The sequence below is a fragment of the Vibrio sp. L3-7 genome (genome assembly GCF_963898195.1).
GTDB lineage: Bacteria > Pseudomonadota > Gammaproteobacteria > Enterobacterales > Vibrionaceae > Vibrio > Vibrio echinoideorum.
In genome coordinates this window covers 69,484-95,535 of record NZ_CAWQUW010000002.1, presented here as the reverse complement: position 1 = coordinate 95,535, position 26,052 = coordinate 69,484, and the positions used below count along the sequence as shown (strand labels likewise).

Here is a 26,052-nt window from a genome sequence, read left to right as displayed (position 1 = left end):
AGAATTTTGCCGTATTGTAGATCATGGTTAAGGCTTCGACTAGTTTTCTTGTAGAAAAGACACCCTTGGGTAGGATTTTAGTTGGAATTAGATAAAACGAAGAATATTCCACTAGCTCAGATAGGGAACAAACAAAAAATTGGCAAGCTACCTCAAACAACCAAATAGATCTAGCAAGGCGCTGCAAGGATGGGGACAGATACTTTGACAAAAAAAGCCCCGCACAAAATATGCGAGGCTTCCTATTCTTTCAAAGCGGATGTTCCTTTCAAACACCCGCTCTATAAACCGTTAGCTTATAGCTCTTCGTTTTCTTCTTTCTCTGCGCCTTTCTCTTCAAGAACAGCAGGAGTCAGTAGCAATTCACGAAGCTTAGTGTCAAGTTCAAGAGCGATCTCTGGATTTTCACGTAGGTGTTTACAAGAGTTCGACTTACCTTGGCCAATCTTGTCGCCTTTGTAGCTGTACCAAGCGCCCGCTTTTTCTACCAACTTATTCTTAACACCTAAATCGATAAGCTCGCCTTCGCGGTTGAAGCCTTTACCGTAAAGAATTTGAGTCTCAGCTTGCTTAAATGGCGCTGCGATCTTGTTCTTAACAACCTTAATGCGAGTCTCGTTACCAACAACTTCATCACCATCTTTGATCGCACCCGTACGACGGATATCTAAGCGAACAGATGCGTAGAACTTAAGTGCATTACCACCGGTTGTTGTTTCTGGATTACCGAACATCACACCAATTTTCATACGAATTTGGTTAATGAAGATAGCCATACAGTTAGACTGCTTAAGGTTACCTGTCAGTTTACGCATCGCTTGAGAAAGCATACGAGCCTGAAGACCCATGTGGCTATCACCCATTTCGCCTTCGATCTCAGCTTTAGGTGTTAGTGCAGCAACCGAGTCAATAACAAGAACGTCGATAGCACCTGAACGAGCCAATGCATCACAGATTTCTAGAGCTTGTTCACCAGTATCTGGTTGAGATACAAGTAAAGCATCAATATCAACACCAAGCTTTTGAGCATAGATAGGATCAAGTGCGTGTTCCGCATCAATGAATGCACACGTTTTGCCCACTTTCTGAGCTGCGGAAATAAGCTCAAGAGTTAGCGTTGTTTTACCTGATGATTCCGGACCGTAAACTTCAACGATACGTCCCATAGGTAAACCACCAGCACCCAGCGCGATATCTAGAGATAGAGAACCTGTAGAAATAGTTTCTACGTCCATTGTACGGTTATCACCAAGACGCATGATCGAACCTTTACCAAATTGCTTTTCAATCTGACCAAGGGCTGCGGCTAACGCTTTCTGTTTATTATCGTCCATTTCTATCTCCACATAATCGGTTGTCTAACAAGCGATTTAGAATCTATTTCTAACCCACAAAGGGGTGACTAATTGACTTTTATTATACTGTTTATTCATACAGTGTCCATACCTGTATGAAAATAATTTGTACAAATGTTACTTGTCTTCCATTGAGAGGTAATCATAAATAACTTGCAAGGCATGATGCGTGGCTTGTTGACGTACTTGTGATCTATCGCCTGCAAATACATTCGTTTCTACTTTATTCCACCCACTTGACGCCTTCCAAGCAAAACACACAGTACCTACGGGTTTATCTTCAGTGCCACCACCAGGACCAGCGATGCCGCTGATCGAGACAGAAATCGTGCCATTGGAATTCTGTAACGCACCATCGGCCATTTCAATAACCACAGGCTCACTCACAGCACCAAATTTGGCTAAGGTTTCAAGCTGAACTCCGATCATCTCTTGTTTGGCTTCGTTACTGTAAGTCACAAAGGCACGATCAAACCACGCAGAGCTGCCTGCAATATCTGTCACAGCACTCGCTACGCCCCCGCCAGTGCAGGATTCAGCCGTCACTAGAATGTGTTGGTGTTTCGCAAGTAAATGTCCAAGCTGCTCACTAAGTTCTTGAGTCGTATGCATCGTCGGCTTCCCTTTATTCACAGTCATATCATTTGGATTTACATCTTTTCGCATGTGTCGCTTTTCGCACGAAACGCTTTCACGTATCCTAAGCCGCAATAGAAATAAACGAAAGAAGTTAACTGTGAAAGCCGATCAAAAACATACTCCCATGATGCAGCAGTATCTAAAACTCAAAGCAGAAAACCCAGAAATTCTGTTGTTCTACCGCATGGGCGATTTCTACGAGCTTTTCTACGATGACGCTAAAAAAGCCTCTCAACTCCTAGATATTTCACTGACTAAGCGTGGCTCTTCGAATGGCGAGCCAATCCCTATGGCAGGTGTTCCGTACCACGCCGTCGAAGGTTACCTTGCGAAATTAGTGCAGTTGGGAGAATCCGTAGCGATTTGTGAACAGATTGGCAATCCAGCGACTTCAAAAGGCCCCGTTGATCGCGCTGTCGTGAGAATTGTGACACCAGGAACCGTGACAGATGAAGCATTGCTTTCTGAGCGTGTTGATAACCTGATTGCCGCTATTTACCACCATAACGGTAAGTTTGGCTACGCAACACTTGATATAACCTCTGGTCGATTCCAGCTATGTGAGCCTGAAACTGAAGAAGCGATGGCCGCGGAGCTACAAAGGACATCACCACGTGAGTTGCTGTTCCCTGAAGATTTCGAACCTGTAACCTTAATGGCAAGCCGCAATGGTAATCGCCGTCGTCCAGTATGGGAATTTGAATTAGATACAGCGAAACAGCAGCTAAACCAACAATTTGGTACTCGTGACCTCGTTGGCTTTGGCGTTGAGGGCGCGAAACTAGGCCTCTGCGCAGCTGGCTGTCTAATCCAATACGTGAAAGATACGCAACGTACTGCCCTTCCGCACATCCGTTCACTCACAATGGATAAACAAGATCACTCAGTGATCCTTGATGCGGCGACCCGTCGAAATCTAGAGATAACTCAGAACTTATCTGGTGGCACTGACAACACCCTTGCCGAAGTACTTGATCACACTGCAACAGCTATGGGCAGCCGTATGTTGAAGCGTTGGTTACATCAACCAATGCGTAATATCTCAGCACTTGATCAACGCTTAGATGCAATTGGCGAAATGAAAGACTTGTCTCTGTTTACGGAGTTACAGCCAACACTGAAACAGATTGGTGATATCGAACGTATTCTTGCTCGCCTTGCACTTCGTTCAGCTCGCCCTCGTGATATGGCGCGACTTCGCCAAGCAATGGAATACTTACCAGAGTTAGCAGAAACACTTACGCAACTTAAGCATCCTTACCTTACTCAGCTTGCTCAGTATGCATCACCTGTGGATGAAGTTTCAGAACTGCTTGAGCGTGCGATCAAAGAGAATCCACCCGTCGTGATTCGAGACGGTGGCGTGATAGCAGAAGGCTACAACGCTGAACTAGATGAATGGCGCGATCTTGCAGCCGGTGCAACCGAGTTTCTTGATAAGCTAGAGAAAGAAGAGCGTGAACGTCATGGTATCGACACGCTTAAAGTTGGCTACAACAACGTACACGGTTTCTTTATTCAAGTAAGCCGCGGACAAAGCCACCTTGTGCCGCCACACTATGTTCGCCGCCAAACGCTAAAAAATGCTGAGCGTTACATCATTCCAGAACTGAAAGAGCACGAAGACAAAGTTCTCAGCTCTAAATCGAAAGCCCTAGCTATTGAGAAGAAGTTATGGGAAGAGTTGTTTGATTTGTTACTGCCTTATCTAGAGCAACTACAAAACATCGCTTCTTCAGTGTCTCAACTTGATGTTCTACAAAACTTAGCGGAACGTGCAGACACTCTTGATTACTGTCGCCCAACGATGACCGAGTCGGCAGGCGTGCAAATTCAAGCGGGTCGTCACCCCGTTGTTGAGCAAGTGATGGACGAACCTTTCATTGCTAACCCAATTGATCTGAATGACCAACGTAAGATGCTGATCATCACAGGTCCAAACATGGGCGGTAAGTCGACCTACATGCGCCAAACAGCGCTCATCGCATTGATGGCTCATATCGGTTGTTATGTACCAGCAGAAAGCGCAACAATTGGCTCTATCGATCGTATTTTTACTCGTATTGGTGCGTCCGATGATTTGGCGTCTGGTCGCTCAACTTTCATGGTCGAAATGACAGAAACTGCAAATATTCTGCACAATGCGACACCAAATAGTCTTGTGTTGATGGATGAGATCGGCCGCGGCACCAGCACTTATGATGGCCTATCACTGGCTTGGGCAAGTGCTGAATGGCTAGCTAATCAAATCAATGCGATGACACTGTTTGCAACGCACTACTTTGAACTAACTGAATTACCAAACCAAATTCCAACCTTAGCGAACGTACATTTAGATGCGGTTGAACATGGTGATAGCATTGCCTTTATGCACGCAGTTCAAGAAGGTGCTGCCAGTAAATCTTACGGCCTCGCGGTAGCTGGATTGGCTGGTGTACCTAAAGCGGTAATCAAAAATGCACGCGCTAAACTAACCCAGTTAGAAGCACTCAGTATCGATTCACCGACGTCAAAGCCAAGCGGCGTTGATATCGCGAACCAACTGAGCCTGATACCTGAACCGAGTGAAGTGGAACAAGCACTGGCGAATGTAGACCCAGATGATTTAACACCTCGCCAAGCATTAGAAGAGCTCTACCGTTTAAAGAAACTGCTTTAGTCTTTTCCAAGTAGCTTCTTTCTGTCGTTTGGCAATGTCGTGTTGATTAGGCGACATTAAATACAAAAGCCACAAACAAAAAAACGCTGACTAAAGTCAGCGTTTTTATTTGTCTTTTATTCAAAGAAACGTCATCAGTTCATTTAGTCGTTTTCTACGTTGAACAGATTTTCCATGTTCAAGCCTTGCTTGATTAGAATCTCACGTAGACGACGAAGACCTTCAACTTGGATTTGGCGAACACGTTCACGAGTCAGGCTGATTTCACGGCCCACTTCTTCTAATGTTGACGGTTCATACCCTAGTAGTCCAAATCGACGTGCCAATACCTCTTTCTGCTTAGGATTCAGTTCATCAAGCCAGAAAATCAACGAGTTCTTAATATCATTATCTTGAGTTGAAACCTCAGGATCTGAATTGTTGATGTCTGGAATAATATCCAACAGTGCTTTTTCACCGTCACCACCTATTGGCGTATCGACAGAACTCACTCTTTCGTTTAGACGAAGCATCTTGCTCACATCACCAACAGGTTTATCTAGCTTAGAGGCAATCTCTTCAGCTGTTGGTTCATGGTCAAGCTTCTGTGATAGCTCTCTTGCGGTACGTAGGTAGATGTTCAGCTCTTTCACAACATGGATTGGCAAACGGATGGTGCGAGTCTGATTCATTAAAGCACGTTCAATGGTTTGACGAATCCACCATGTCGCGTAAGTTGAAAAGCGGAAGCCGCGTTCAGGATCAAACTTCTCTACGGCGCGAATCAAACCTAGGTTGCCTTCTTCAATTAGATCGAGAAGTGCAAGGCCACGATTGCTGTAACGACGAGAAATTTTCACAACCAAACGCAGGTTACTTTCGATCATGCGTTTGCGTGCTGCTTCATCACCGCGTAGAGCTCGACGTGCATAAAGCACTTCTTCTTCAGCGGTAAGTAATGGTGAGAAACCGATTTCACCCAAGTAGAGTTGAGTAGCATCTAAACTTTTAGATGTAACTTCGGTCTCTTCTTTCGTTTCGGTTTTCTTAGTGACAGCTCGTTTTGCTTTTCCAAGTTTTTCCGGTTCCGTGGTTGCTTGGTTAAGATCGAACTCTTGTTTGGTTACTGCATTGCTTATACTCATAACGCCTCCCCCTGGCGAAATTAGCATGACATTTCAACTTCATATGTCGCTAAATGACTATGTCACTCAATACAATACGTTATTAATTCATATTGTATTTAAGGCAAATACCGTTTTGGATTAACTGATTTGCCTTGGTAACGAATCTCAAAGTGCAGCCTAACACTGCTGGCTCCAGAGCTTCCCATTGTTGCAATTTTCTGCCCTGGTTTCACACTTTGCCCTTCAGATACTAATAGTCGGTCGTTATGCGCGTATGCACTTAAGTAATTATCATTGTGCTTCACAATCACTAGATTGCCGTAACCTCTTAATGCATTACCCGAATAAACAACCGTTCCCCCTGCAGTCGATACTATTGGCTGACCTCGCTGTCCTGCTATGTCGATGCCTTTATTTCCTTGTTCGCCTACAGAGAAATTCTTAATCACTCTCCCTTTCGTTGGCCATAACCATTTGGATACTTTATCACTTGTTGGTTTGGTGGACGGTGTAACATTCTGTTTACCTTTAGAACCAACATACTCCTTTGATTTGGATTGTTCAACCTTCTTTGGTGGATCTTTTTTAACCACTTTAGTCGTAGTTTGAGCTTGTGCAGATTTAGAGTTTTTACTCTTATTCGGAGTGGTTTTAGGTTTACTTGCTGTAGATGAAGTTGTGGATGCCGCGACAGGAGCAGCAACGGCTGCAACCGCTACCGTTGATTTACCATACGCTGGTGCGTTATAACTCGGACGCCATAACTTAAGCTTCTGCCCTGGATGGATAGTGTAAGGAGCAGCAAGCTTGTTATAACTCACAAGATCGTTAACGTCTTTATTCGTTACATAAGCAATAAAATAAAGTGTATCGCCTTTTTTCACTTCGTAGTAACTACCGCGATAGCTGCCACGATCAATCGAGGAATATTTTTTATTTAAGCTTGAAACTGGCGCAGGCGAATTAGCTGCACACCCAATAAGTGCACAGCTAAGCAGTAAAGTACTTACTTTTAACAACTTCGAACGCATCGACTCTCTATCCACCTACACCATTAGTCTTTTTATTAAGCTAGCTCACCAGGAACAAGAGGTACAAATCTCACCATCTCGATAACACTGGATAGGAACTCATCTCCATGGCGAACGATCTTCAACAACTGTTGTTCATCATCACCGACGGGGATTAATAAACGACCGCCATCTTTCAACTGCTGCAAAAGCGCTTGAGGAATTGACTCCGCGGCGGCGGTTACAATAATGGCATCAAAAGGCGCTTTGGACGACCATCCTTGCCAGCCATCACCGTGCTTGGTTGAAATATTATAGAAATCGAGTTGCTTTAGGCGGCGTTTAGCATCCCATTGCAGCGATTTTATTCTTTCAACCGAATAAACATGATCAACCAGTTGAGCCAATACTGCGGTTTGGTAGCCAGAGCCGGTTCCAATTTCCAAAACACGACTACCCTGTTGCAACTCAAGTAACTCTGTCATTTTAGCAACAATATACGGCTGAGATATTGTCTGGCCCTGCCCAATCGGCAGCGCATTATTATCATAGGCTTGATGATACATTGCCTGTGATAAAAAACTCTCTCTTGGCAGTTGGTAAATAGCATCAAGAACCTTTTGGTCCTGAATACCATTTTCAATCAGAAAAGTGACTAAGCGTTCTGCTTGTGGATTACTCACTTACTTCTCTCCTAACCACGTTGCCATCGCACCCAACGACTCATGTGCCGTAAGATCAACTTGTAATGGTGTTACCGATACAAAGCCACGTTCTATCGCACAGAAGTCAGTGCCTTCGCCAGCATCTTGCTCTTTACCCGGAGGGCCAAGCCAATAGATATCATGACCACGAGGGTCTTTTTGCTTAATCATATCTTCAGCATGATGGCGCGCACCTAAGCGTGTCACCTGAGTACCAGACAGTTGTTCCAAGGCTAAATCAGGAACATTAACGTTTAATAGACGATTAGTAGGGATTGGATTTGCTAAATGTTGTTCGACGATACGACGAGCTATAGTCGCCGCTGTCTTAAAATGTTTTTTTCCAACCAGAGAAAACGCCACCGATTGAACACCTAAAAAGTGCCCTTCCATTGCCGCTGCTACCGTACCCGAATAAAGCACGTCATCACCAAGATTTGCACCGTGATTAATGCCCGTTAAAACTAGGTCAGGCATGTCATTTTTTAGAAGTTCATTTAACGCAAAATGTACACAGTCGGTTGGTGTCCCTTGTACCGAATAAGTATTTTTAGCAATCTCTTGAACACGCAAAGGTTGTTCTAAAGTTAATGAATTTGAAGCACCCGAGCGATTACGATCAGGTGCAACAATGATAACTTCAGCAAGATCACATAGTTCATTTGCAAGCTCATGAATACCTTGAGCATGCACACCATCATCGTTGCTGAGTAAAATCTTCATCTTGTATCCTTTCTTTTGTTCCAATTCCAAGTGACTTAAATTCCAATATCAAGTCACTTAGATCCAAGCAGAGTCGTTATTGATCATAGCTTCTCTCTACGTGTACTTCTTCAACCAGTTCACGAACAATAGCGGTCGCGAAACAACCAGCATCTAAAGAGAACTTGAGAGTCACGTTATCTTCGCTCACTTCCCACGTTAAGCCAGTAGGTTTAAGCGACGCTTCACGGCGGTCATGACGCATACGATTACCGCAAATCAGAGCCATAAGATCAGGTTCAGAATCAAGATGCTTCTGCTCTAAAGCTTGAGGTTCACCCGCTGTTGGCAAAGCATTATCACCAGCTAAAGCGACAGTAACAAATGCAGAGTCGTTCGCAATATCTTGGTTTAACGCTTCAATGTTGTCAGCTGTCACAATAAGTTGAGCACCGTCTTTAAACACAATGTCACCAACCAATGCTGATGCAAAAACACCTTGTTCAATACGGTCTGAAAGGATCAGGTTGTAAATCCACGAGCGTGCGGCAGAAAGATACAAGCTACGCTTATTTTGGTTACGAGTACGTACATTCTCTCGGCCCCAACGACGAGCCTCAGTGAGGTTATTACCTTCATTACCAAAACGCTGAGCACCGAAGTAATTTGGCACACCTACTTGAGCGACTTTTTCTAAACGTTTTACCACATCATCGCAATCTGTTACTTCAGACAAGGTCAGCTCAAATTGGTTGCCAACTAAATCACCTGGACGTAATTTTTTGTTATGACGTGCAGTCGCTAAAATCTCAATGCTTGGGTACTGTGCTAAGAAAGCTGAAAAGTCAGGTTCACCTTTAGGTAAGTGCACACTCAACCACTGTTCTGTAACAGCGTGACGGTCTTTCAAACCCGCCCAGCTCACGTCTTTCGACTTAACACCGCATGCTTTAGCCAGTTCGTTTGCAACGAAACTCGTATTTTCACCCGTTTTACGAATACGAACCATTAGGTGTTCGCCTTCACCAGTGAACTCAAAACCCAAGTCTTCATTAACGACAAAGTGTTCGGCTTTTGCTTTTAGTTTTGCTTTCGCAGTTGGTTTACCGTTTAGGTAAACCAATGAAGATAAAATATCTGACATGCTGTTCTTTTCGTGTTGGTGCTTACGCACTTTTGGTAATTAGGACCACCGCTTCACACGCGATGCCCTCTTTGCGACCTGTAAAACCTAAACGCTCAGTAGTCGTCGCTTTTACATTCACATTACTAATGCTAGTTTCTAAATCTTGTGCAATAGCTTGGCACATAGAGTCTATATGAGGTGCCATTTTAGGAGCTTGCGCCATGATAGTAATATCAGCATTACCGATCTCATAACCTTGCTCTTTGACTCGACGATATACATCTTTAAGCAGTTCACGGCTATCCGCGCCTTTCCACTCATCATCAGTATCGGGGAAATGACGACCAATATCACCCGCAGCAATAGCACCTAGCAAAGCGTCACACAACGCATGAAGGGCGACATCTCCGTCTGAATGTGCAATAAGCCCTTGCTCGTAAGGAATGCTCACGCCACCAATAATTACTGGGCCTTCACCGCCAAACTTATGCACATCAAAGCCATGACCAATACGAATCATCATTATTCCTTATTCTGACTTAAATAGAACTCAGCCAAAGCTAAATCTTCAGGCTGAGTAATCTTAAAATTATCTGAACGCCCAGCAATCAATGCTGGTGATAAACCCTTCCACTCAAATGCAGAGGCCTCATCGGTAATCGAAACGCCTTGTTGCAAGGCTTCGCTCAAGACTTTCCGTAAAGGCTTAGGTCGAAACATCTGAGGGGTAAGCGCATGCCAAAGATCGACACGATCGACCGTGTGTTCAATTTGTCCTTGCACACCACGTTTCATTGTATCGCGAACCGGCGCAGCTAAAATCGCCCCCACATCATGGGTCATGGCCCCAGAGATCAGTTTGTCGATATCGCTCAGCTGGATACAAGGCCTAGCGGCATCATGCACCATAACCCAGTCACTGAGTTGCTGTTGAGCAATATAATCCAGAGCAGAAAGCACCGAGTCGGCTCTTTCCGTTCCGCCTGAAACTCTGATCACCTGCGGGTTAAGGTTAAGCGGTAATTCAGGGTAGTAAGGATCATCGTCGCTGACCGCTACCACAACTTTAGACACCTGAGGGTGAGACAACAGTTTTTCAACGGTGTGCTCTAAAATCGTTTTACCGTGAATCTGAAGATATTGTTTGGGACGGTCTGCCTTCATTCGGCTGCCGACGCCCGCAGCGGGGACCACTGCAATAACGCTTTGAAGTTGGTTCGACATTAATGAGATTCCTCACCAATAATACGATAAAACGTTTCGCCTTCTTTCACCATTCCCAGCTCATGACGTGCGCGCTCTTCAATCGCGTCTAAGCCTTGGCGTAGATCGTCGATTTCCGCAAACATCTCAGCATTACGAAGATGAAGCTTTTCATTTACTTGCTGCTGAACTTGGATTTCATTGTTCACACCGTAGTAATCAGAAATACCATTTTTACCGAGCCACAGTGTGTGTTGTAGCCAGCCAAACACTATGAGCAGTACTAAAGCAAAAATTCGCATAACACCTTTCGCCGGTTGAAAAAGAAGGAACTAGAATAAGGCACATATATACCATAATGCGCTTATTGGTGCGAGATATGTGGTGTCAGGGAATCAATAAGTCGAAGAATTATTCGGCAGAATAGTGGGCTGTAAGAATGAGATTCCCACGAACCTCCTCCGTAAAACTGAAAGAATGATAGAACAATTGAAGATAAAGCACCTACCCGCTCTGCTGTTATATCGTCATTCTCAAGAAGGAGGAACGACTGAGTGGGGCATCTATAACGACAAACGTTAATAATAGATTCCCTACTCCTTCCTTTGTCAGCCTGGTGAATGACGAATTTCAGACAAAAAAATGCCCTACCGGAGTAGAGCGTTTTTCAAAAGATTAAGTTAACAATTCGCTAGGCTTTAAGTCTTGAAGAAAGTGCTGACCTTTAACTTCCTTAAGACCGCTTTTGTTGTAAAAGGAGGAGCTTTAGAACCTAAAGCTTCTTTCCCTCAGTTTTCTACAGACAAAAAAATGCCCCGCATTAGCGAGGCATTCAAAGCTTAGATTAACAATTCCTTTGGTTTAAAAACCAGAGAGATTATTGACCTTTAACTTCTTTAAGACCGTTGAAAGGAGCTTTAGAACCTAGAGCTTCTTCGATACGGATTAGTTGGTTGTACTTAGCAACACGGTCAGAACGGCTCATAGAACCAGTTTTGATTTGACCTGCAGCTGTACCTACCGCTAGATCAGCGATAGTTGCATCTTCAGTTTCGCCAGAACGGTGAGAGATTACTGCAGTGTAGCCAGCGTCTTTAGCCATCTTGATAGCAGCTAGAGTCTCTGTTAGAGAACCGATTTGGTTGAACTTGATAAGGATAGAGTTAGCTACGCCTTTCTCGATACCTTCAGCAAGAATCTTAGTGTTTGTAACGAATAGATCGTCACCAACGATTTGAAGCTTGTCGCCTAGAAGTTCAGTTTGGTGCTTGAAGCCATCCCAATCTGACTCGTCAAGACCGTCTTCGATAGAAACGATTGGGAAGTTGTTCGCTAGGTCAGCTAGGTAGTGGTTGAACTCTTCAGAAGTGAAAGTTTTACCTTCGCCCTTCATGTTGTAGATACCAGCTTCTTTGTCGAAGAACTCAGATGCAGCACAGTCCATAGCAAGAGTAACGTCTTTACCTAGTTCGTAACCAGCAGCTGCAACAGCTTCTGCGATAACTTCTAGAGCTTCAGCGTTAGACTTAAGGTTAGGAGCGAAACCACCTTCATCACCAACTGCAGTGCTGTAGCCTTTAGACTTAAGAACTTTAGCTAGGTTGTGGAATACTTCAGCGCCGATACGAAGACCTTCTTTAAGAGTTTTAGCGCCAACTGGTTGGATCATGAACTCTTGGATGTCAACGTTGTTATCAGCGTGCTCGCCACCGTTGATGATGTTCATCATTGGTAGAGGCATAGAGAACTGACCAGCAGTACCGTTTAGCTCAGCAATGTGCTCGTATAGAGGCATGCCTTTCGCAGCAGCAGCAGCTTTTGCGTTAGCTAGAGAAACAGCAAGGATAGCGTTAGCGCCAAACTTAGACTTGTTCTCAGTACCGTCTAGATCAAGCATAACTTGGTCAACGTCAGCTTGTGCTTTAGCGTCAGAACCAATTAGAGCTTCAGCGATTGGGCCGTTTACAGCTTCAATAGCTTTAAGAACACCTTTACCTAGGAAACGTGATTTGTCGCCGTCACGTAGCTCAAGAGCTTCGCGAGAACCAGTAGATGCGCCAGATGGAGCAGCAGCCATACCTACGAAACCGCCTTCTAGGTGTACTTCAGCTTCTACAGTTGGGTTACCACGTGAATCGATGATTTCACGACCTAGAACTTTAACGATCTTAGACATTGAATGTTTCCTTCTCGTTGAATATATAAATGTCAAATTTAAAAGGTAGCAGCACAACTTACGCTACTACCTGTATTCCTTTTTACTTTTCTAATTCGCCGCGCTGATATTCACCAGCTGCTTTAACGAAACCTGCAAACAATGGGTGACCATCGCGAGGTGTTGAAGTGAACTCTGGGTGGAATTGAGCAGCAATGAACCATGGGTGGTTCGGGTTCTCAATAACTTCAACCAGTTTCTTGTCCGCAGATAGACCCGATACTTTTAGGCCCGCTTTTTCAATTTGTGGACGAAGATTGTTGTTCACTTCGTAACGGTGACGGTGACGTTCGTGGATCGTCGCACTACCGTATAATTCGTAAGCTTTTGTCCCCTTAGTTAGGTGACAAAGTTGCGAACCTAGGCGCATAGTACCACCTAGATCGGATTTTTCAGTACGCTCTTCAACTTTACCTTCGCCGTCAATCCACTCAGTGATTAGGCCAACAACAGGGTATTTAGTTTCTTTGCAGAATTCAGAAGAGTGTGCACCTTCCATTTTCGCAACGTTACGAGCGTACTCAATAAGAGCAACTTGCATACCTAGACAAATACCTAAGTAAGGTACTTTGTTTTCACGAGCGTATTGTGCAGCAAGGATCTTACCTTCAACACCACGATCGCCAAAGCCACCAGGAACTAGGATTGCATCTAGGCCTTCTAAAATCTCTACGCCTTTTGACTCAACATCTTGAGAGTCTACGTATTTAATTGTGACGCTTAGGCGGTTTTTCAAGCCTGCGTGCTTAAGAGCTTCATTTACTGATTTGTATGCATCTGGCAGTTCAATGTACTTACCAACCATACCAATCGTTACTTCACCCGTTGGGTTAGCTTCTTCGTAAATTACTTGTTCCCATTCAGACAGATCAGCTTCTGGAGCATCGATACCGAAACGCTTACATACAAGATCATCAGTACCTTGTGCACGGATTAACTGTGGAATCTTGTAGATTGAATCTACGTCTTTCATAGAGATAACTGCTTTTTCTTGTACATTACAAAAAAGAGCAATTTTCTTACGTTCGTTTGCTGGGATAACACGATCTGAACGACAAACTAGAATGTCAGGTTGGATACCAATAGACAGTAGCTCTTTTACAGAGTGTTGCGTTGGCTTAGTTTTAAGCTCACCCGCTGCACCTAAATAAGGAACGAGAGTTAAGTGCATGAACATCGCGCGTTCACGACCTAGTTCTACAGCTAACTGACGAATCGCTTCCATGAATGGTAGAGATTCGATATCACCAACAGTACCACCAACTTCAACAAGCGCGATATCGTGGCCTTTAGCGCCAGAGATTACGCGTTCTTTAATAGAGTTAGTAATATGTGGAATAACCTGGATAGTTGCACCTAGGTAATCACCGCGACGTTCATTACGTAGAACGTCAGCATAAACACGACCTGCAGTGAAGTTGTTACGCTTGGTCATCTTGGTGCGAATGAATCGCTCATAGTGACCAAGGTCAAGGTCAGTTTCAGCGCCATCTTCCGTAACGAACACTTCACCGTGCTGAGTCGGGCTCATAGTGCCTGGATCAACGTTGATGTAAGGGTCAAGCTTCATCATAGTCACTTTAAGACCACGAGCTTCTAAAATAGCCGCAAGAGATGCTGCTGCAATACCTTTACCTAGAGAGGATACAACCCCGCCAGTAACAAAAATGTAATTTGTCGTCATGTTTAACCTGAAATTGGTTGAATGAGGGAAATGGATTACTTCTGGACGGGATGAAAATATACCAGAAGCCCCTTATCGCCACAACGTGAAATCTATCACACTGCTATTTTTTATTTTTTGCTTCAAATCAATTCATGATAAATGCTTTGGTTATCTTTTCTCCGCCACTTTGACCTCATCCCACATGGAATCAAGCTGTTGTAGAGAAAAATCGGTTAAATTCTTATCTTGTTGGCGAACTATTTGTTCCACCCCTTTAAAACGACGTGAAAATTTCAAGTTCGCTTTTGTCAGAGCCGATTCCGGATTTTTGCCCAGATGTCGAACCAAATTTACCGTTGCAAACAGTAAATCACCCAGTTCTTCTTCAACTAACTCTTCGTTTGGTGTTACTTGAAGCGCTTCTTCTAGCACCTCATCCACTTCCTCTAAAACCTTATCCGCTACTGGTCCAATAGAGTCCCAATCAAAGCCAAATTTTGCGACTTGTTTCTGGATCTTTGTAGCACGCGAAAGTGCAGGCAGAGAGTTTGGTATTGAGTCTAGAATACTTTCCTGAGTTTTTCCTGCCTCTGCTTTTTCTTTGGCTTTTTCAGCTTCCCAATTAGCATTAATTTCTTCATCGTTAGTAAACTCGGTATCAGAGAATACATGCGGATGGCGGCGTGTCAGTTTCTCATTGATACCGTCTACCACATCAGAAAACTCAAACAAGCCCTGCTCTTTCGCCAATTGGCTGTAGAAAATCACTTGAAACAACAGGTCACCTAACTCTTCTTGTAAGTTTGGCCAATCTTTATTGTGAATCGCGTCCACCACCTCATAGGTCTCTTCGATAGTATGCGGCACAATTGTTTCAAAATTTTGTTTTAAATCCCAAGGACAGCCACCTTCTGGATCGCGCAGCTTAGCCATAATCTGTTCAAGTTGTTCAATCGGGTGATTCATCGTTTTCTTCCTATTCACTGTCTTTGATTTTTAAATTTAAAGCTTTTGCGAAAACTAAAAAAGGTGAGCAGCCAAAACCACTCACCTTTGTTGATACTGTCTAATTCTCTAAATAATTGAAACTGTGGCTAGGCGACAAGCAAGCGAGACTCCTGAGCATAGCTTGTCTATGTGATTGAGCGAGTGCGCGCAGGCAACAACGCCATCAGCTTCAAGTATGACGAGAATTTTAGCCTAGGCGTTTTACGCTCATTACATCTTTGATTTGTTCTACTCGGCTGGTCACTCGACTCAGAATCTCAATGTTGGTCACTTCCAAATCGAAATCCATAACCGAAAGCTGACGTTTATAGTCAATACGGCTCTTCATTGTCGTCACACTGACTTTCTCGTTCAAGAACAATGATGTGATGTCTTTTAACAAACCGTTGCGCTCTAGCGCTTCTACACGCAGTGTTAGGATATATGAGCCTACAAAACCATGTCCCCAGACTGTATCGATAATACGTTCAGGTGCATGTAAATTAAGCTCACTTAACTGCTCACAATCGCTGCGGTGTACCGATATACCACGACCTTGAGTAATGTAACCTTTGATCACATCGCCCGGGATCGGCTGACAACAACGAGCCAAGTGGGTCATTAGGTTATCGACACCTTCAACGACCACTGCATCTTTTTTCGGACGGCTCTGATGAGCGGGCTTATTATCAGATTCAAGCAACTTCTCTAGCGCTTTCTTATCTTCTTCTTCCGCCGTCGGCTTATTAACTAGGGCATTGATGTGATTCACGACTTGGTTAATACGCAAATCGCCACTACCAATACCCGCATACAACTCATCGGGCGTGTTGACGTTGAATCGTTTCAGTGCATATTGCTCAGCGTCTTTCAATGTTGCACCGACTCTGCCGAGTTCGACTTCTAAGATATCTCGTCCGGCTTCAAGGTTTTTCTCACGACTCTGAGCACGGAACCATGCGTTAATTTTTGCTCGTGCACGGCTAGAGTGAACAAAGCCTGTGGTCGGGTTTAACCAATCACGTGATGGATTCGGTTCTTTTTGAGTGATGATCTCAACTTGATCGCCCATCGCCAGCTTATGAGTAAACGGGACGATTCGACCGGCTACTTTGGCACCGATACAACGGTGTCCAACCATCGAGTGGATGTGGTAAGCAAAATCCAACGGTGTTGCACCCATTGGTAGATCAACGACATCACCGCGCGGTGTAAAGGCATAGACACGGTCATCAAAGACTTGGCTGCGTACTTCATCCAGCATTTCGCCAGAATCCGACATCTCTTCTTGCCAGTCGATAAGCTTACGCAACCAAGTGATTTTTTCGTCGTAGCCGCTACGTACGTTGCTAGATGCACCTTCTTTGTATTTCCAGTGCGCAGCAACACCAAGTTCAGAGTCTTCATGCATCTGCTTGGTACGGATCTGAATCTCAATGGTCTTGCCTTCAGGGCCAAGAACCACGGTATGAATTGATTGGTAACCATTTGGCTTGGGATTCGCCACATAGTCATCAAATTCACTGGGTAGGTGTTTGTATTTGGTATGAACCACGCCCAACCCGGCATAACAATCTTGCAGTTGGTCGGCGATAATACGCACCGCACGTACATCAAAAAGCTCATCAAACTCTAAGCCTTTTTTCTGCATTTTACGCCAAATGCTGTAGATGTGTTTTGGTCGGCCGCTGACTTCAGCATTGATGCTTGAACGCTTCATTTCTGCCGTTAAATCATCAACGAAATCTGTAATGTATTGTTCGCGCACGATACGACGCTCAGACAGCTGTTTTGCAATCTGTTTATACGTATCAGGTTGTTGGTAGCGGAAAGCGTAATCTTCAATTTCCCACTTTAGCTGACCAATACCCAAACGGTTTGCAAGCGGAGCATAGATGTTGGCACACTCTTTTGCTGCCGCACGGCGCACAGCATCAGGAGCCTTTTTCACTTCTATAAGGTTACAAATTCGTTCAGCTAGCTTGATGACTACGCAGCGGAAGTCATCCACCATTGCGAGTAGCATTCGACGAACATTATCGACTTGACCCGAGGCTGCACTGCCTTCAAGGGTAATATTTAGCTGGCCCAAAGCCGCCATTTCTTCCACGCCATCAATCAGCTTTACGGTTTCTTTCCCGTAACTCTCTTCAAACGCTTCGCGCTCAAAAACACCGCTTGATACGACAGGGAATAGCTGTGCTGCAATTAAAGTAGCGCGATCCATAGACAATGTGACCAAGATTTCGATCATTTCACGTCCACGCCAAAGCAAAAGTGTTCCTTGATCGTGATCTTTTAATAGCTCTTCACAGTGACGATAAACTTTGGTCAGTTTATTCGAGGTTTTTGCGTCTTGATTTAGTGACGCAATCCAATTATCTAGCTCAAACTGTTCGCTTGGGTTTAAATGTGCGCTTCGTACCGCAACCATCATGCCTTCCTAGTTATTATGTTTTATACCCAATTCAATATGACTAACTGGTTCCGCGTTAGTTCGAATCATATTGATATCAGCGCAGACTTCCCTGCGCCTTTTGATTCATTTTGAAGCTGTGTTTAGGAGCCTCTAAGCCTTGATAAAGAGAGCCATCGATTCTAGATGACTGGTATGAGGGAACATGTCCAACATACCCAGCTTAGCCAATTGGTAGCCTTGTTTTTCTAAGCTCTCAGAATCTCTAGCTAGAGTAGCAGGATTACACGAAACATAAACCACACGCTTCGCACCTAACCCTGAAATTTGATCAACGATCCCACTCGCTCCTGCACGTGCTGGATCAAGTAAGATTTTATCAAATCTTTCTTTTGCCCAAGGCTGTGAAGACAGCTCTTCTTCAAGGTTCGCTTGGTAGAATTCTGTATTACTCAATTGATTCAAAGTCGCGTTAGACGTGGCCTGTTGAACCATTTCATCGACACCTTCGACACCCACTACAAACGCAGATTGTTGTGCAATAGGCAAACTGAAGTTCCCTAAGCCACAAAACAGGTCGAGCACTCGCTCATCGGCTTGAGGCTCTAGCCACTCAATCGCTTGAGCAACCATTTGCTGGTTCACTTTCTGGTTAACTTGGATAAAGTGGTTTGGCTCAAAAGGTAAAGTCACGCCTATTTCGCTATAAGCTGGCGCATCACCGACTAAACGAATGAGCTTGTCCGTTTCAGGCATAGTATACAACGTGGCACCTTCCGCTTTAGCGAGTGCAATCAATGCTTGCTCATTTTTCTCAACCAAAGGCTTAAGGTGACGCAGCACCATCACCGGACCAGTATCTCCGAGTACTAATTCAAGATGTCCTAAAGACGTAAGGTTCTTGAAAGTGTTCAGTAAATTCTTCAACTTTGGCAACAATACATTAAGGCGAGAATCAAGAACGGCACAGTCGGTGATATTTTCAATCTGCTTACTTTGCTTCTTACGGAAACCGAACTGAAGCAGCTGTGTTTTTTTATCAACAAATAAGCTAATTCGAGCACGGCGGCGATAACCCGTTTCTTCACCCAAAATAGGCTGTGCAAGCTCAGTGTTAGTGGTTTGATATTGACTCATCAGATGCGTAAGGGATTGAGCTTTGTGCTCTACCTGAGAAGCGTAACCGAGGTGTTGGAGGTGACAGCCACCACACTGATTAAAGTGCTTACAAAACGGCTGTAAACGCTGCTCACTCGGCTTCAGTAATTTGATGAGTTTTGCTCGCGAAAATTTACTTTTGCTCTCAGTAAGTTGAATAACCACCTGCTCACCTGGCAATGCGCCATCAATGAAAACAGGCTTATTTTTCTGATAAGCGATGCCAGCGCCATTGTGATCCATTCGTTCAACCAAAATCGATTGATGCTTGGTCTCGAGTTGAGTTTTCTTTTTTGGTTGGAAAAAACGTGCCATTGCTTGTGCCTAATGTATCTTTTAATAAGTAATTGGTATCCAGGACTCACTATTCTGTCTTGGAATCATTGTCGAACGTCACGGCTTTGATTAAGCTTACCGTTCACTTAACCGCCATTGTGTGCGTTATTTTCCCATATCCAGACCTCGATGTAATTAAAGAACATGACCAGATATGGCTTAAGAGCCCGTGTAATTACCTTAACTCTAGCTCCAACCCTGATTATTGGGCTGCTATTGAGTGCATTTTTCTCATTTAACCGCTATCAAGACCTTGAAGGGCAAGTGGTTAACACTGGTACCAGTATCATTGAACCACTTGCGATTGCGAGTGAATCAGGCATGAAGCTCGAAAGTCGAGAGTCTGTTCGTCAGCTGATTAGCTATGCTCATCGAAAGAATTCCAAACTGGTGCGCAGTATCGCGGTGTTTGATGAACGTCATGAGTTGTTTGTAACTTCAAACTTCCATCCTGACTTTGAAAGCCTAACTTATCCAAAAGACAAACCCATCCCGCATTTAAGCTCATCAAACTTACTCGACAATACGTTGATTCTTCGAACGCCTATCATTGCGGAAGGTCAGTACATCAACTCAGCAAACGGGCAATCTCAGGCCAACCAAGCGATCGGCTATATTGCGATTGAGCTCGACTTATCTTCATTACGATTACAACAGTATCAAGAGGTGTTCTCTGCTTTCTTGGTATTGATTCTGGGGCTTGGACTTTCTGGTGTATTTGCTTTTCGCTTGATGCATGACGTAACCCAACCGATCACACACATGAAAAACATGGTCGATCGAATTCGTCGTGGTCACCTAGATGTGCGTATCGAAGGTAAAATGCATGGTGAGCTAGATTCGCTGAAAAACGGTATCAACGCGATGGCGGTTTCGTTATCAGAATATCACGTCGAGATGCAGCACAGTATCGACCAAGCAACCTCCGATCTGCGTGAAACCCTTGAACAGCTAGAGATTCAAAACGTTGAGTTAGATATCGCGAAAAAACGCGCCCAAGAAGCCGCTCGTGTTAAGTCTGAATTTTTGGCAAATATGTCTCACGAATTGAGAACACCACTCAACGGTGTAATTGGCTTTACTCGCCAAATGCTCAAAACCCACCTATCGAACAGCCAAACCGACTATCTGCAAACCATTGAACGATCCGCGAACAATCTACTTAGCATCATTAATGATATCTTGGATTTTTCCAAACTCGAAGCGGGCAAACTAGCCTTAGAAAACATCCCATTTGAGTTCCAAGGAAGCCTTGAAGAGGTCGTCAATCTTCAAGCAACCAATGCTCATGAAAAAGGCTTAGAGTTAACCCTTAAAATTGATCCTAAAGTACCGCCAGGTGTTGTTGGTGACCCACTACGTATCCAGCAAATATTGACTAACCTTGTAGGTAACTCAATCAAATTCACTGAGCGTGGCAACATCGATATCAGCGTCGAGCTACGCTCACAAACCGAAGACAGTATTGAATTACAGTTCATGGTTCGAGACACGGGGATTGGTATTTCTGAACGTCAACAAGCTCAATTATTCCAAGCCTTCAGTCAAGCGGATGCGAGCATCTCTCGTCGTTATGGCGGTACAGGCTTAGGTCTGGTCATTACCCAGAAATTGGTGAGCCAAATGGGTGGAGAGATCAGTCTAACCAGTCGCCTACACCAAGGTTCGACGTTCTGGTTTACGTTAAGGCTTTCTACCACTGATATGCCGATGACTGAGCTGATTGAGACTCAGTGTTTGCAAGACAAGCAGCTGCTGCTTATCGAACCAAACATGCAAGCGGCGTCGATTACTCAACAAATCTTAACCCAAGAAGGCTTGGTGGTCACTTATCGTTCGGTTATGCCTGACGAGTCTACCTCGTATGACTACGTTCTACTCAACCTAGCCGCGAACCAAGAGTATCAATTTGACACAGTGAGTGGTTGGGCTATTGGTGCGAAGAAAATAGCTCAGAATGTGATTATTGGTACGCCAAGTACCGAATTAGCGCTAGGAGAGCAACTGATGAAAGAGGTGGATGTTCAATGCATTACCAAACCCCTCTCTCGTAAGAAACTGTTGCAAACTCTCATATCGAATCAAGCGCCAACCTTGATTGCTCCTGCCATTGAAACGCACTCGGAAGATAAGTTGCCGCTCACCGTATTAGCCGTTGATGACAACCCTGCCAACCTAAAATTAATTACCGCACTACTGAAAGAACGCGTAGAAACAGTCATCAGTTGCACCAGCGGTCAAAAGGCCATCGATAAGGCAAAAGAAACACCATTTGATATCATTTTCATGGATATCCAAATGCCACAGATGGATGGTGTGACCGCTTGTCAGAACATCAAGAAGCTGGCTAACAATGCGAATACACCGATCATTGCAGTGACAGCTCATGCCATGGTGGGCGAACGTGATCGACTACTTGCAGCCGGTATGGATGACTATCTCACCAAACCAATTGAAGAACATGTTTTACAACAAGTACTCATTCATTGGAACCCAACGTCAGAAGTTGATCACATCGAAAAAATAGACCCTGACCACCCAGCAGTTTCCACCGAGGTGGACAATAGCCAAGTATCAGAAACAGAAGCTAACGAACACAAAAACATCATCATTGATTGGCAAGCAGCAATGAAGCAGGCAGCCAACAAAGAAGATCTCGCACGAGATATGTTACAAATGCTAGTGGACTTCATTCCTGAGGTTTATGAGGCCGCCGACAAAGCGATTGAAGACAGTGATTACTCTGTTGAACAATTGACACACATCATCCATAAAATGCATGGCAGCAGCTCATACAGCGGCGTACCAAGGCTAAAATCGGTTTGTGCAACGATAGAGAAAGAGTTACGTTCTGGAACTTCAGTTGAAGATATTGAACCGGAGCTTTTTGAGCTTCAGGATGAATTAGATAAGGTTCAAGCAACCGCGATTCACTACTTGAAACCGGCCAAGAGATAGCATCAGCCGAAACAATAAAGACTGAAGCCTTAAATGCAGACCAATAAAAAGCAGAGCTCATGAGCTCTGCTTTTTTTGTCTAGTGCTGAATTCAAACTAGATTGAGATTGGCGGTAATCTATTTATGACTCGAGTAACACCGTTGCCACGGCATAGTGCCGCTCATCTGAGATAGTCAGGTGAATCGACTTGGTTCCACTCGCCTCCGCGATTTCACGAGCTTTCTTATGTAAGCGTAATACAGGCTTACCATGCTCATCATTGGAAATCTCGAAGTCGTGAAAGGTAACACCAAGAGCAATCCCCGTACCTAGCGCTTTAGACGCTGCTTCTTTAGCAGCAAAACGCTTTGCAAGGTAACGCCCTTTTTGCTTTAGTTGTTGAAACACTTCAAACTCAGAATCCGTCAAAATACGCTGCGCAAAAGCATCGCCACTTCGCGACAGTGCCTTCTCGACACGTTCTATTTCTGCGATATCTGTACCTAATCCAACAACAGCCATGTTACCCCTATTACCAAACTTCTATTTATAAACTCAATGACTAACCACTTATCGCTTATCGCTTATTACTTATTACTTATTACTTACAACATTAAGCATTAAGCGTTGTTGCGTGCTGTTTCCATAACGGCTTTCATGTCTGCAACCGCTTTGTTCAAACCATCAAAGACTGCACGTCCCATGATCGAGTGACCGATGTTCAGCTCATAAATCTCTGGAAGAGCCGCAATCGGCGCTACGTTATGGTAAGTCAGACCATGACCAGCATTGACGGTAATACCAAGATCGTTTGCATAGCTTGCGCCTGCAGCAATCTTTTTCAGTTCATCTTGCTGATCTTCTTCTGTTTCAGCATCGGCGTAATGGCCAGTGTGCAGCTCAATGAAAGGTGCGCCACACGCTTTTGCCGCGTCGATTTGCTCGCGATCCGCATCGATGAACAGAGATACTTTAATACCCGCTGCAGACAGTTTTTCTGTCGCTGCTTTGATTTTCTCTAGTTGACCCACAACATCCAAGCCACCTTCTGTGGTTAGCTCTTCACGCTTTTCTGGAACCAGACAAACAAACTCAGGGTTAGTATCGAGTGCGATTTGAACCATCTCATCCGTAACCGCCATCTCTAAGTTCATGCGAGTCTGGATAGTTTCAGCAAGAATGCGTACATCGCGATCTACGATATGGCGACGATCTTCACGTAAGTGAATGGTAATACCGTCAGCACCCGCACGTTCAGCAATTTCGGCTGCGTGTACTGGATCTGGGTATTTAGTACCACGTGCATTACGTAGAGTTGCAATATGATCGATATTAACGCCTAAAAGAATTGAGCTCATTTTCCAATACTCCGTGCTCTAGAGAGGGCTATTGTTGGCATAAATAGCTCTCTACTTTTTAATGGTTTGCCGCCAAGATACGGCTTTAAGGCTATGCGTGTAAAGCGTTTTGCCGCTTTTAACTGCTCTTTAGTGACAAACCTACGTTCGCTGATTGCGATAAGTTCATCACCCATGAATGTCAGGTTATCTCTACGTATCGAAGCGATGAAACCTTTCTGCTCTCGATAGCGATAGGTCATATTCGGATCAATCGGTTCACCGGTACCCGCGCAGTGTAAAAAGTCGACGCCATACCCCATAGCTGAAAGTAGAGCCAGCTCAAAACGACGTAGCGCTGGCTCTGGGTTCTCATTATGAGCCAGTTCTGTTAAAGCATAAAGATAGTCGTGAAAAAATGCGGGCATAGCCACTTCGGCCATCAACACTCGCCCAACCAACTCATTGACATACATTGCTGAATACAAGTTGATACCGGCAAGAGGAAGCCCCAAGCTAATTGGCTCAGCTTGGCGTAAAGTTTTCATTGAACCGTTGCCTGACCACTTAAGTAGCAGCGGCGTAAAAGGTTGCAATGCACCTTTCAAATTAGAACGCTTACTCCGAGCACCTTTAGACATCAACGTCACCCGACCATACTCTTCACTGAAGACGTCCAGAATCAGGCTCGTCTCACTGTATGGTCGACGGTGTAACACAAAGCATCGCTGTAACCCTTCGCTCAATCACTTACCCTTCTTACAGATACAAAAAGAGAGAGTTCGCACTCTCTCTTGAATTTATGGTCAGTTCAACTTTCTCATCGAAGAAAGTGATACTCAATCTATATTATAGATCGTCAATGTAACCTAGTGAGCGAAGTGCACGCTCATCATCAGCCCAACCAGACTTAACTTTAACCCAAGTCTCTAGGTAAACCTTACGACCGAATAGTTCTTCCATATCGAGACGAGCTTCACGACCAATCGTTTTGATCTTCTCGCCCGCTTTACCAATAACCATCTTCTTCTGACCTGTACGTTCAACAAGAATCAGGGCATTGATATGGAAGCCATCGTTATCTGGGTTGTAATCAAAACGCTCAATTTCAACCGTTACTGAGTATGGTAGCTCTTCGCCTGTGAATCGCATCAGTTTTTCACGGATGATTTCAGACGCCATAAAACGCTGTGAACGATCCGTTACGTACTCTTCAGGGAAGTGGTGCGTCGCTTTCGGTAAACAATTACGAACATGCTTACGCAGTACATCGATATTCTTACCTTGCTTCGCCGAAATAGGTACAACATCAAGGAAGTCCATCTTCTTAGACACTTCCATCATATGTTGCATCACATCGGTACGGTCTTGAACGTTGTCTACCTTGTTAATACAAAGTACGACTGGGAAATCTGTTTTTCTCAGCTTGTTCAGTACCATTTCATCGTCGTCAGTCCAATGAGTACCGTCAACAAGGAAAAACACTAGGTTCACGTCGCTCAGTGAGCTGTTCGCCGCACGGTTCATCAAACGGTTGATTGCACGCTTTTCTTCGATGTGAAGTCCAGGAGTATCAACGTAGATCGCTTGGTAATCACCTTCAGTTTCTACGCCCATAATACGGTGACGTGTCGTCTGAGGTTTACGTGATGTAATAGAAATCTTCTGGCCCAGAATATGGTTCAGAAGCGTCGACTTACCTACATTTGGGCGACCGACAATAGCGATAAAGCCACAGTGTTGGTTTTCCGGTAGGCCCGTTTTTTTGCTATCAGATGAAAAGAATGCATCGATATCGAAATCTTGGTTGTTATCAGACATTGCTTAGTTGCTCTAATGCTGTTTCAGCAGCCGCTTGTTCTGCCTTGCGGCGGCTAGTGCCTTTACCGATAACAGGTTTATCCACACCTGCCACTTCACACTCAACCGTAAACTCTTGGTTGTGTGCTTCACCTTTAATATTAGTCACTGTGTAGACAGGTAGAGGATTTCTTCGACCTTGTAAAAACTCTTGTAGACGAGTTTTCGGATCTTTTTGAGATACTCCAGGCTGAATAGCATCTAGGCGAGATTTGTACCAGCTTAAAATAATGCCGCGAACTACCTCAGTATCACTATCTAAATAGACAGCACCGATAATAGCTTCAACAGCATCCGCTAGAATAGAATCACGACGGAAACCGCCACTCTTCAACTCACCTGGACCTAATTTTAAGTAATCTCCTAGTTCGAATTCACGACCTAGTTCTGCCAACGTATGACCACGCACTAATGTTGCACGCATGCGGCTCATATCGCCTTCGTTTACCTTAGGAAAACGATGGAAAAGATCATCAGCGATAACAAAACTTAAAATTGAATCGCCCAGAAACTCAAGACGTTCGTTATGTTTACCTGCGGCGCTGCGGTGAGTCAGCGCCAAATGGAGAAGATCGGCATCATTGAACTGATAGCCAATCTTTCTCTCTAGTTTATCAATTGGAGAATTCATGCT

The 26,052-nt window shown here is 44.4% G+C and carries 22 protein-coding genes; 2 read left to right on the top strand and 20 right to left on the bottom strand.

From position 1 onward, the window contains the following. Window positions 1–296: 296 nt before the first annotated feature. Window positions 297–1,334 (bottom strand): recombinase RecA, encoded by a 1,038-nt coding sequence (recA, locus tag AACW75_RS02780; RefSeq protein WP_029405997.1) that lies wholly within the window; start codon window positions 1,332–1,334, stop codon window positions 297–299. 138 nt (window positions 1,335–1,472) lie between these two features. Continuing rightward, entirely contained in the window at window positions 1,473–1,967 is a 495-nt protein-coding gene (pncC, locus tag AACW75_RS02775) for a nicotinamide-nucleotide amidase (RefSeq protein WP_029225095.1), read from the bottom strand. A 124-nt stretch (window positions 1,968–2,091) separates the two neighbouring features. Here pncC and mutS point away from each other — a divergent pair, with 124 nt between their 5' ends. Further along, window positions 2,092–4,653: a DNA mismatch repair protein MutS gene (mutS, locus tag AACW75_RS02770; RefSeq protein ID WP_017075369.1), complete on the top strand. Its 2,562-nt coding sequence runs from the start codon at window positions 2,092–2,094 to the stop codon at window positions 4,651–4,653. Window positions 4,654–4,796: 143 nt separating this feature from the next. Here mutS and rpoS read toward each other — a convergent pair whose 3' ends face one another. The 13 genes from rpoS to rlmD form a co-directional block, all read right to left on the bottom strand. Continuing rightward, window positions 4,797–5,777 (bottom strand): RNA polymerase sigma factor RpoS, encoded by a 981-nt coding sequence (gene rpoS, locus AACW75_RS02765; protein WP_029225096.1) that lies wholly within the window; start codon window positions 5,775–5,777, stop codon window positions 4,797–4,799. Window positions 5,778–5,875: 98 nt separating this feature from the next. Continuing rightward, on the bottom strand, window positions 5,876–6,790 hold the full coding sequence (gene nlpD / locus AACW75_RS02760) for a murein hydrolase activator NlpD (protein ID WP_145570454.1): 915 nt from the start codon (window positions 6,788–6,790) through the stop codon (window positions 5,876–5,878). A 35-nt stretch (window positions 6,791–6,825) separates the two neighbouring features. Further along, window positions 6,826–7,452 carry a protein-L-isoaspartate(D-aspartate) O-methyltransferase gene (locus tag AACW75_RS02755; protein WP_017075372.1) on the bottom strand — a complete coding sequence of 209 codons (627 nt, stop codon included), beginning with the start codon at window positions 7,450–7,452 and terminating at the stop codon, window positions 6,826–6,828. After that, the gene (gene surE / locus AACW75_RS02750) at window positions 7,453–8,196 is read right to left on the bottom strand and encodes a 5'/3'-nucleotidase SurE (RefSeq protein WP_029225098.1); all 744 of its coding nucleotides are present in this window, start codon (window positions 8,194–8,196) and stop codon (window positions 7,453–7,455) included. Window positions 8,197–8,272: 76 nt separating this feature from the next. Continuing rightward, complete coding sequence (gene truD / locus AACW75_RS02745; protein WP_029225099.1) at window positions 8,273–9,319, bottom strand: tRNA pseudouridine(13) synthase TruD; 1,047 nt, start codon at window positions 9,317–9,319, stop codon at window positions 8,273–8,275. 22 nt (window positions 9,320–9,341) lie between these two features. Continuing rightward, window positions 9,342–9,821 (bottom strand): 2-C-methyl-D-erythritol 2,4-cyclodiphosphate synthase, encoded by a 480-nt coding sequence (gene ispF / locus AACW75_RS02740; RefSeq protein WP_029225100.1) that lies wholly within the window; start codon window positions 9,819–9,821, stop codon window positions 9,342–9,344. A gap of 2 nt (window positions 9,822–9,823) precedes the next feature. Then, on the bottom strand, window positions 9,824–10,525 hold the full coding sequence (gene ispD, locus AACW75_RS02735) for a 2-C-methyl-D-erythritol 4-phosphate cytidylyltransferase (RefSeq protein WP_145570452.1): 702 nt from the start codon (window positions 10,523–10,525) through the stop codon (window positions 9,824–9,826). Further along, window positions 10,525–10,806, bottom strand: a complete 282-nt coding sequence (gene ftsB / locus AACW75_RS02730; RefSeq protein ID WP_004735394.1) for a cell division protein FtsB — start codon at window positions 10,804–10,806, stop codon at window positions 10,525–10,527. The genes ispD and ftsB overlap by 1 nt, the downstream gene beginning before the upstream one ends. 575 nt (window positions 10,807–11,381) lie before the next feature. Continuing rightward, on the bottom strand, window positions 11,382–12,680 hold the full coding sequence (gene eno, locus AACW75_RS02725) for a phosphopyruvate hydratase (RefSeq protein ID WP_029225101.1): 1,299 nt from the start codon (window positions 12,678–12,680) through the stop codon (window positions 11,382–11,384). Between the two features lie 82 nt (window positions 12,681–12,762). Then, window positions 12,763–14,403, bottom strand: coding sequence for a CTP synthase (locus AACW75_RS02720; RefSeq protein ID WP_017075378.1), 1,641 nt, complete (start codon window positions 14,401–14,403; stop codon window positions 12,763–12,765). A gap of 150 nt (window positions 14,404–14,553) precedes the next feature. Then, window positions 14,554–15,351: a nucleoside triphosphate pyrophosphohydrolase gene (mazG, locus tag AACW75_RS02715; RefSeq protein WP_145563962.1), complete on the bottom strand. Its 798-nt coding sequence runs from the start codon at window positions 15,349–15,351 to the stop codon at window positions 14,554–14,556. A gap of 229 nt (window positions 15,352–15,580) precedes the next feature. Next, window positions 15,581–17,806 (bottom strand): GTP diphosphokinase, encoded by a 2,226-nt coding sequence (gene relA, locus AACW75_RS02710; protein ID WP_029225103.1) that lies wholly within the window; start codon window positions 17,804–17,806, stop codon window positions 15,581–15,583. A 135-nt stretch (window positions 17,807–17,941) separates the two neighbouring features. Next, window positions 17,942–19,261, bottom strand: coding sequence for a 23S rRNA (uracil(1939)-C(5))-methyltransferase RlmD (gene rlmD, locus AACW75_RS02705; RefSeq protein ID WP_145570450.1), 1,320 nt, complete (start codon window positions 19,259–19,261; stop codon window positions 17,942–17,944). Between the two features lie 165 nt (window positions 19,262–19,426). Between rlmD and barA the strand changes: the two genes are divergently transcribed. Next, window positions 19,427–22,240 carry a two-component sensor histidine kinase BarA gene (gene barA / locus AACW75_RS02700; protein WP_145570448.1) on the top strand — a complete coding sequence of 938 codons (2,814 nt, stop codon included), beginning with the start codon at window positions 19,427–19,429 and terminating at the stop codon, window positions 22,238–22,240. 122 nt (window positions 22,241–22,362) lie between these two features. Here the strand turns inward: barA and acpS are convergent, their stop codons facing one another. The 5 genes from acpS to rnc form a co-directional block, all read right to left on the bottom strand. Further along, window positions 22,363–22,743, bottom strand: a complete 381-nt coding sequence (gene acpS, locus AACW75_RS02695) for a holo-ACP synthase (RefSeq protein ID WP_017075383.1) — start codon at window positions 22,741–22,743, stop codon at window positions 22,363–22,365. A 98-nt stretch (window positions 22,744–22,841) separates the two neighbouring features. After that, complete coding sequence (gene pdxJ, locus AACW75_RS02690; protein ID WP_017075384.1) at window positions 22,842–23,579, bottom strand: pyridoxine 5'-phosphate synthase; 738 nt, start codon at window positions 23,577–23,579, stop codon at window positions 22,842–22,844. Further along, window positions 23,576–24,304 (bottom strand): DNA repair protein RecO, encoded by a 729-nt coding sequence (gene recO / locus AACW75_RS02685; RefSeq protein ID WP_237297594.1) that lies wholly within the window; start codon window positions 24,302–24,304, stop codon window positions 23,576–23,578. The genes pdxJ and recO overlap by 4 nt, the downstream gene beginning before the upstream one ends. A 103-nt stretch (window positions 24,305–24,407) precedes the next feature. Next, window positions 24,408–25,379, bottom strand: coding sequence for a GTPase Era (gene era / locus AACW75_RS02680; RefSeq protein WP_135457203.1), 972 nt, complete (start codon window positions 25,377–25,379; stop codon window positions 24,408–24,410). Beyond that, a complete protein-coding gene (gene rnc / locus AACW75_RS02675) occupies window positions 25,372–26,049 on the bottom strand; it encodes a ribonuclease III (protein ID WP_017075387.1) in 678 nt (225 codons plus the stop codon). The genes era and rnc overlap by 8 nt, the downstream gene beginning before the upstream one ends. Window positions 26,050–26,052: the final 3 nt, after the last annotated feature.

Bases quoted from the DNA above. Each gene is read 5' to 3' on its own strand.
- pdxJ (WP_017075384.1), bottom strand. From the start codon at position 23,579: ATGAGCTCAATTCTTTTAGGCGTTAATATCGATCATATTGCAACTCTA.
- era (WP_135457203.1), bottom strand. From the start codon at position 25,379: ATGTCTGATAACAACCAAGATTTCGATATCGATGCATTCTTTTCATCT.
- surE (WP_029225098.1), bottom strand. From the start codon at position 8,196: ATGAAGATTTTACTCAGCAACGATGATGGTGTGCATGCTCAAGGTATT.
- AACW75_RS02720 (WP_017075378.1), bottom strand. From the start codon at position 14,403: ATGACGACAAATTACATTTTTGTTACTGGCGGGGTTGTATCCTCTCTA.
- nlpD (WP_145570454.1), bottom strand. From the start codon at position 6,790: ATGCGTTCGAAGTTGTTAAAAGTAAGTACTTTACTGCTTAGCTGTGCA.
- rpoS (WP_029225096.1), bottom strand. From the start codon at position 5,777: ATGAGTATAAGCAATGCAGTAACCAAACAAGAGTTCGATCTTAACCAA.
- mazG (WP_145563962.1), bottom strand. From the start codon at position 15,351: ATGAATCACCCGATTGAACAACTTGAACAGATTATGGCTAAGCTGCGC.
- acpS (WP_017075383.1), bottom strand. From the start codon at position 22,743: ATGGCTGTTGTTGGATTAGGTACAGATATCGCAGAAATAGAACGTGTC.
- relA (WP_029225103.1), bottom strand. From the start codon at position 17,806: ATGGTTGCGGTACGAAGCGCACATTTAAACCCAAGCGAACAGTTTGAG.
- rnc (WP_017075387.1), bottom strand. From the start codon at position 26,049: ATGAATTCTCCAATTGATAAACTAGAGAGAAAGATTGGCTATCAGTTC.
- barA (WP_145570448.1), top strand. From the start codon at position 19,427: ATGACCAGATATGGCTTAAGAGCCCGTGTAATTACCTTAACTCTAGCT.
- pncC (WP_029225095.1), bottom strand. From the start codon at position 1,967: ATGCATACGACTCAAGAACTTAGTGAGCAGCTTGGACATTTACTTGCG.
- ispF (WP_029225100.1), bottom strand. From the start codon at position 9,821: ATGATTCGTATTGGTCATGGCTTTGATGTGCATAAGTTTGGCGGTGAA.
- ftsB (WP_004735394.1), bottom strand. From the start codon at position 10,806: ATGCGAATTTTTGCTTTAGTACTGCTCATAGTGTTTGGCTGGCTACAA.
- rlmD (WP_145570450.1), bottom strand. From the start codon at position 19,261: ATGGCACGTTTTTTCCAACCAAAAAAGAAAACTCAACTCGAGACCAAG.
- recA (WP_029405997.1), bottom strand. From the start codon at position 1,334: ATGGACGATAATAAACAGAAAGCGTTAGCCGCAGCCCTTGGTCAGATT.
- eno (WP_029225101.1), bottom strand. From the start codon at position 12,680: ATGTCTAAGATCGTTAAAGTTCTAGGTCGTGAAATCATCGATTCACGT.
- ispD (WP_145570452.1), bottom strand. From the start codon at position 10,525: ATGTCGAACCAACTTCAAAGCGTTATTGCAGTGGTCCCCGCTGCGGGC.
- truD (WP_029225099.1), bottom strand. From the start codon at position 9,319: ATGTCAGATATTTTATCTTCATTGGTTTACCTAAACGGTAAACCAACT.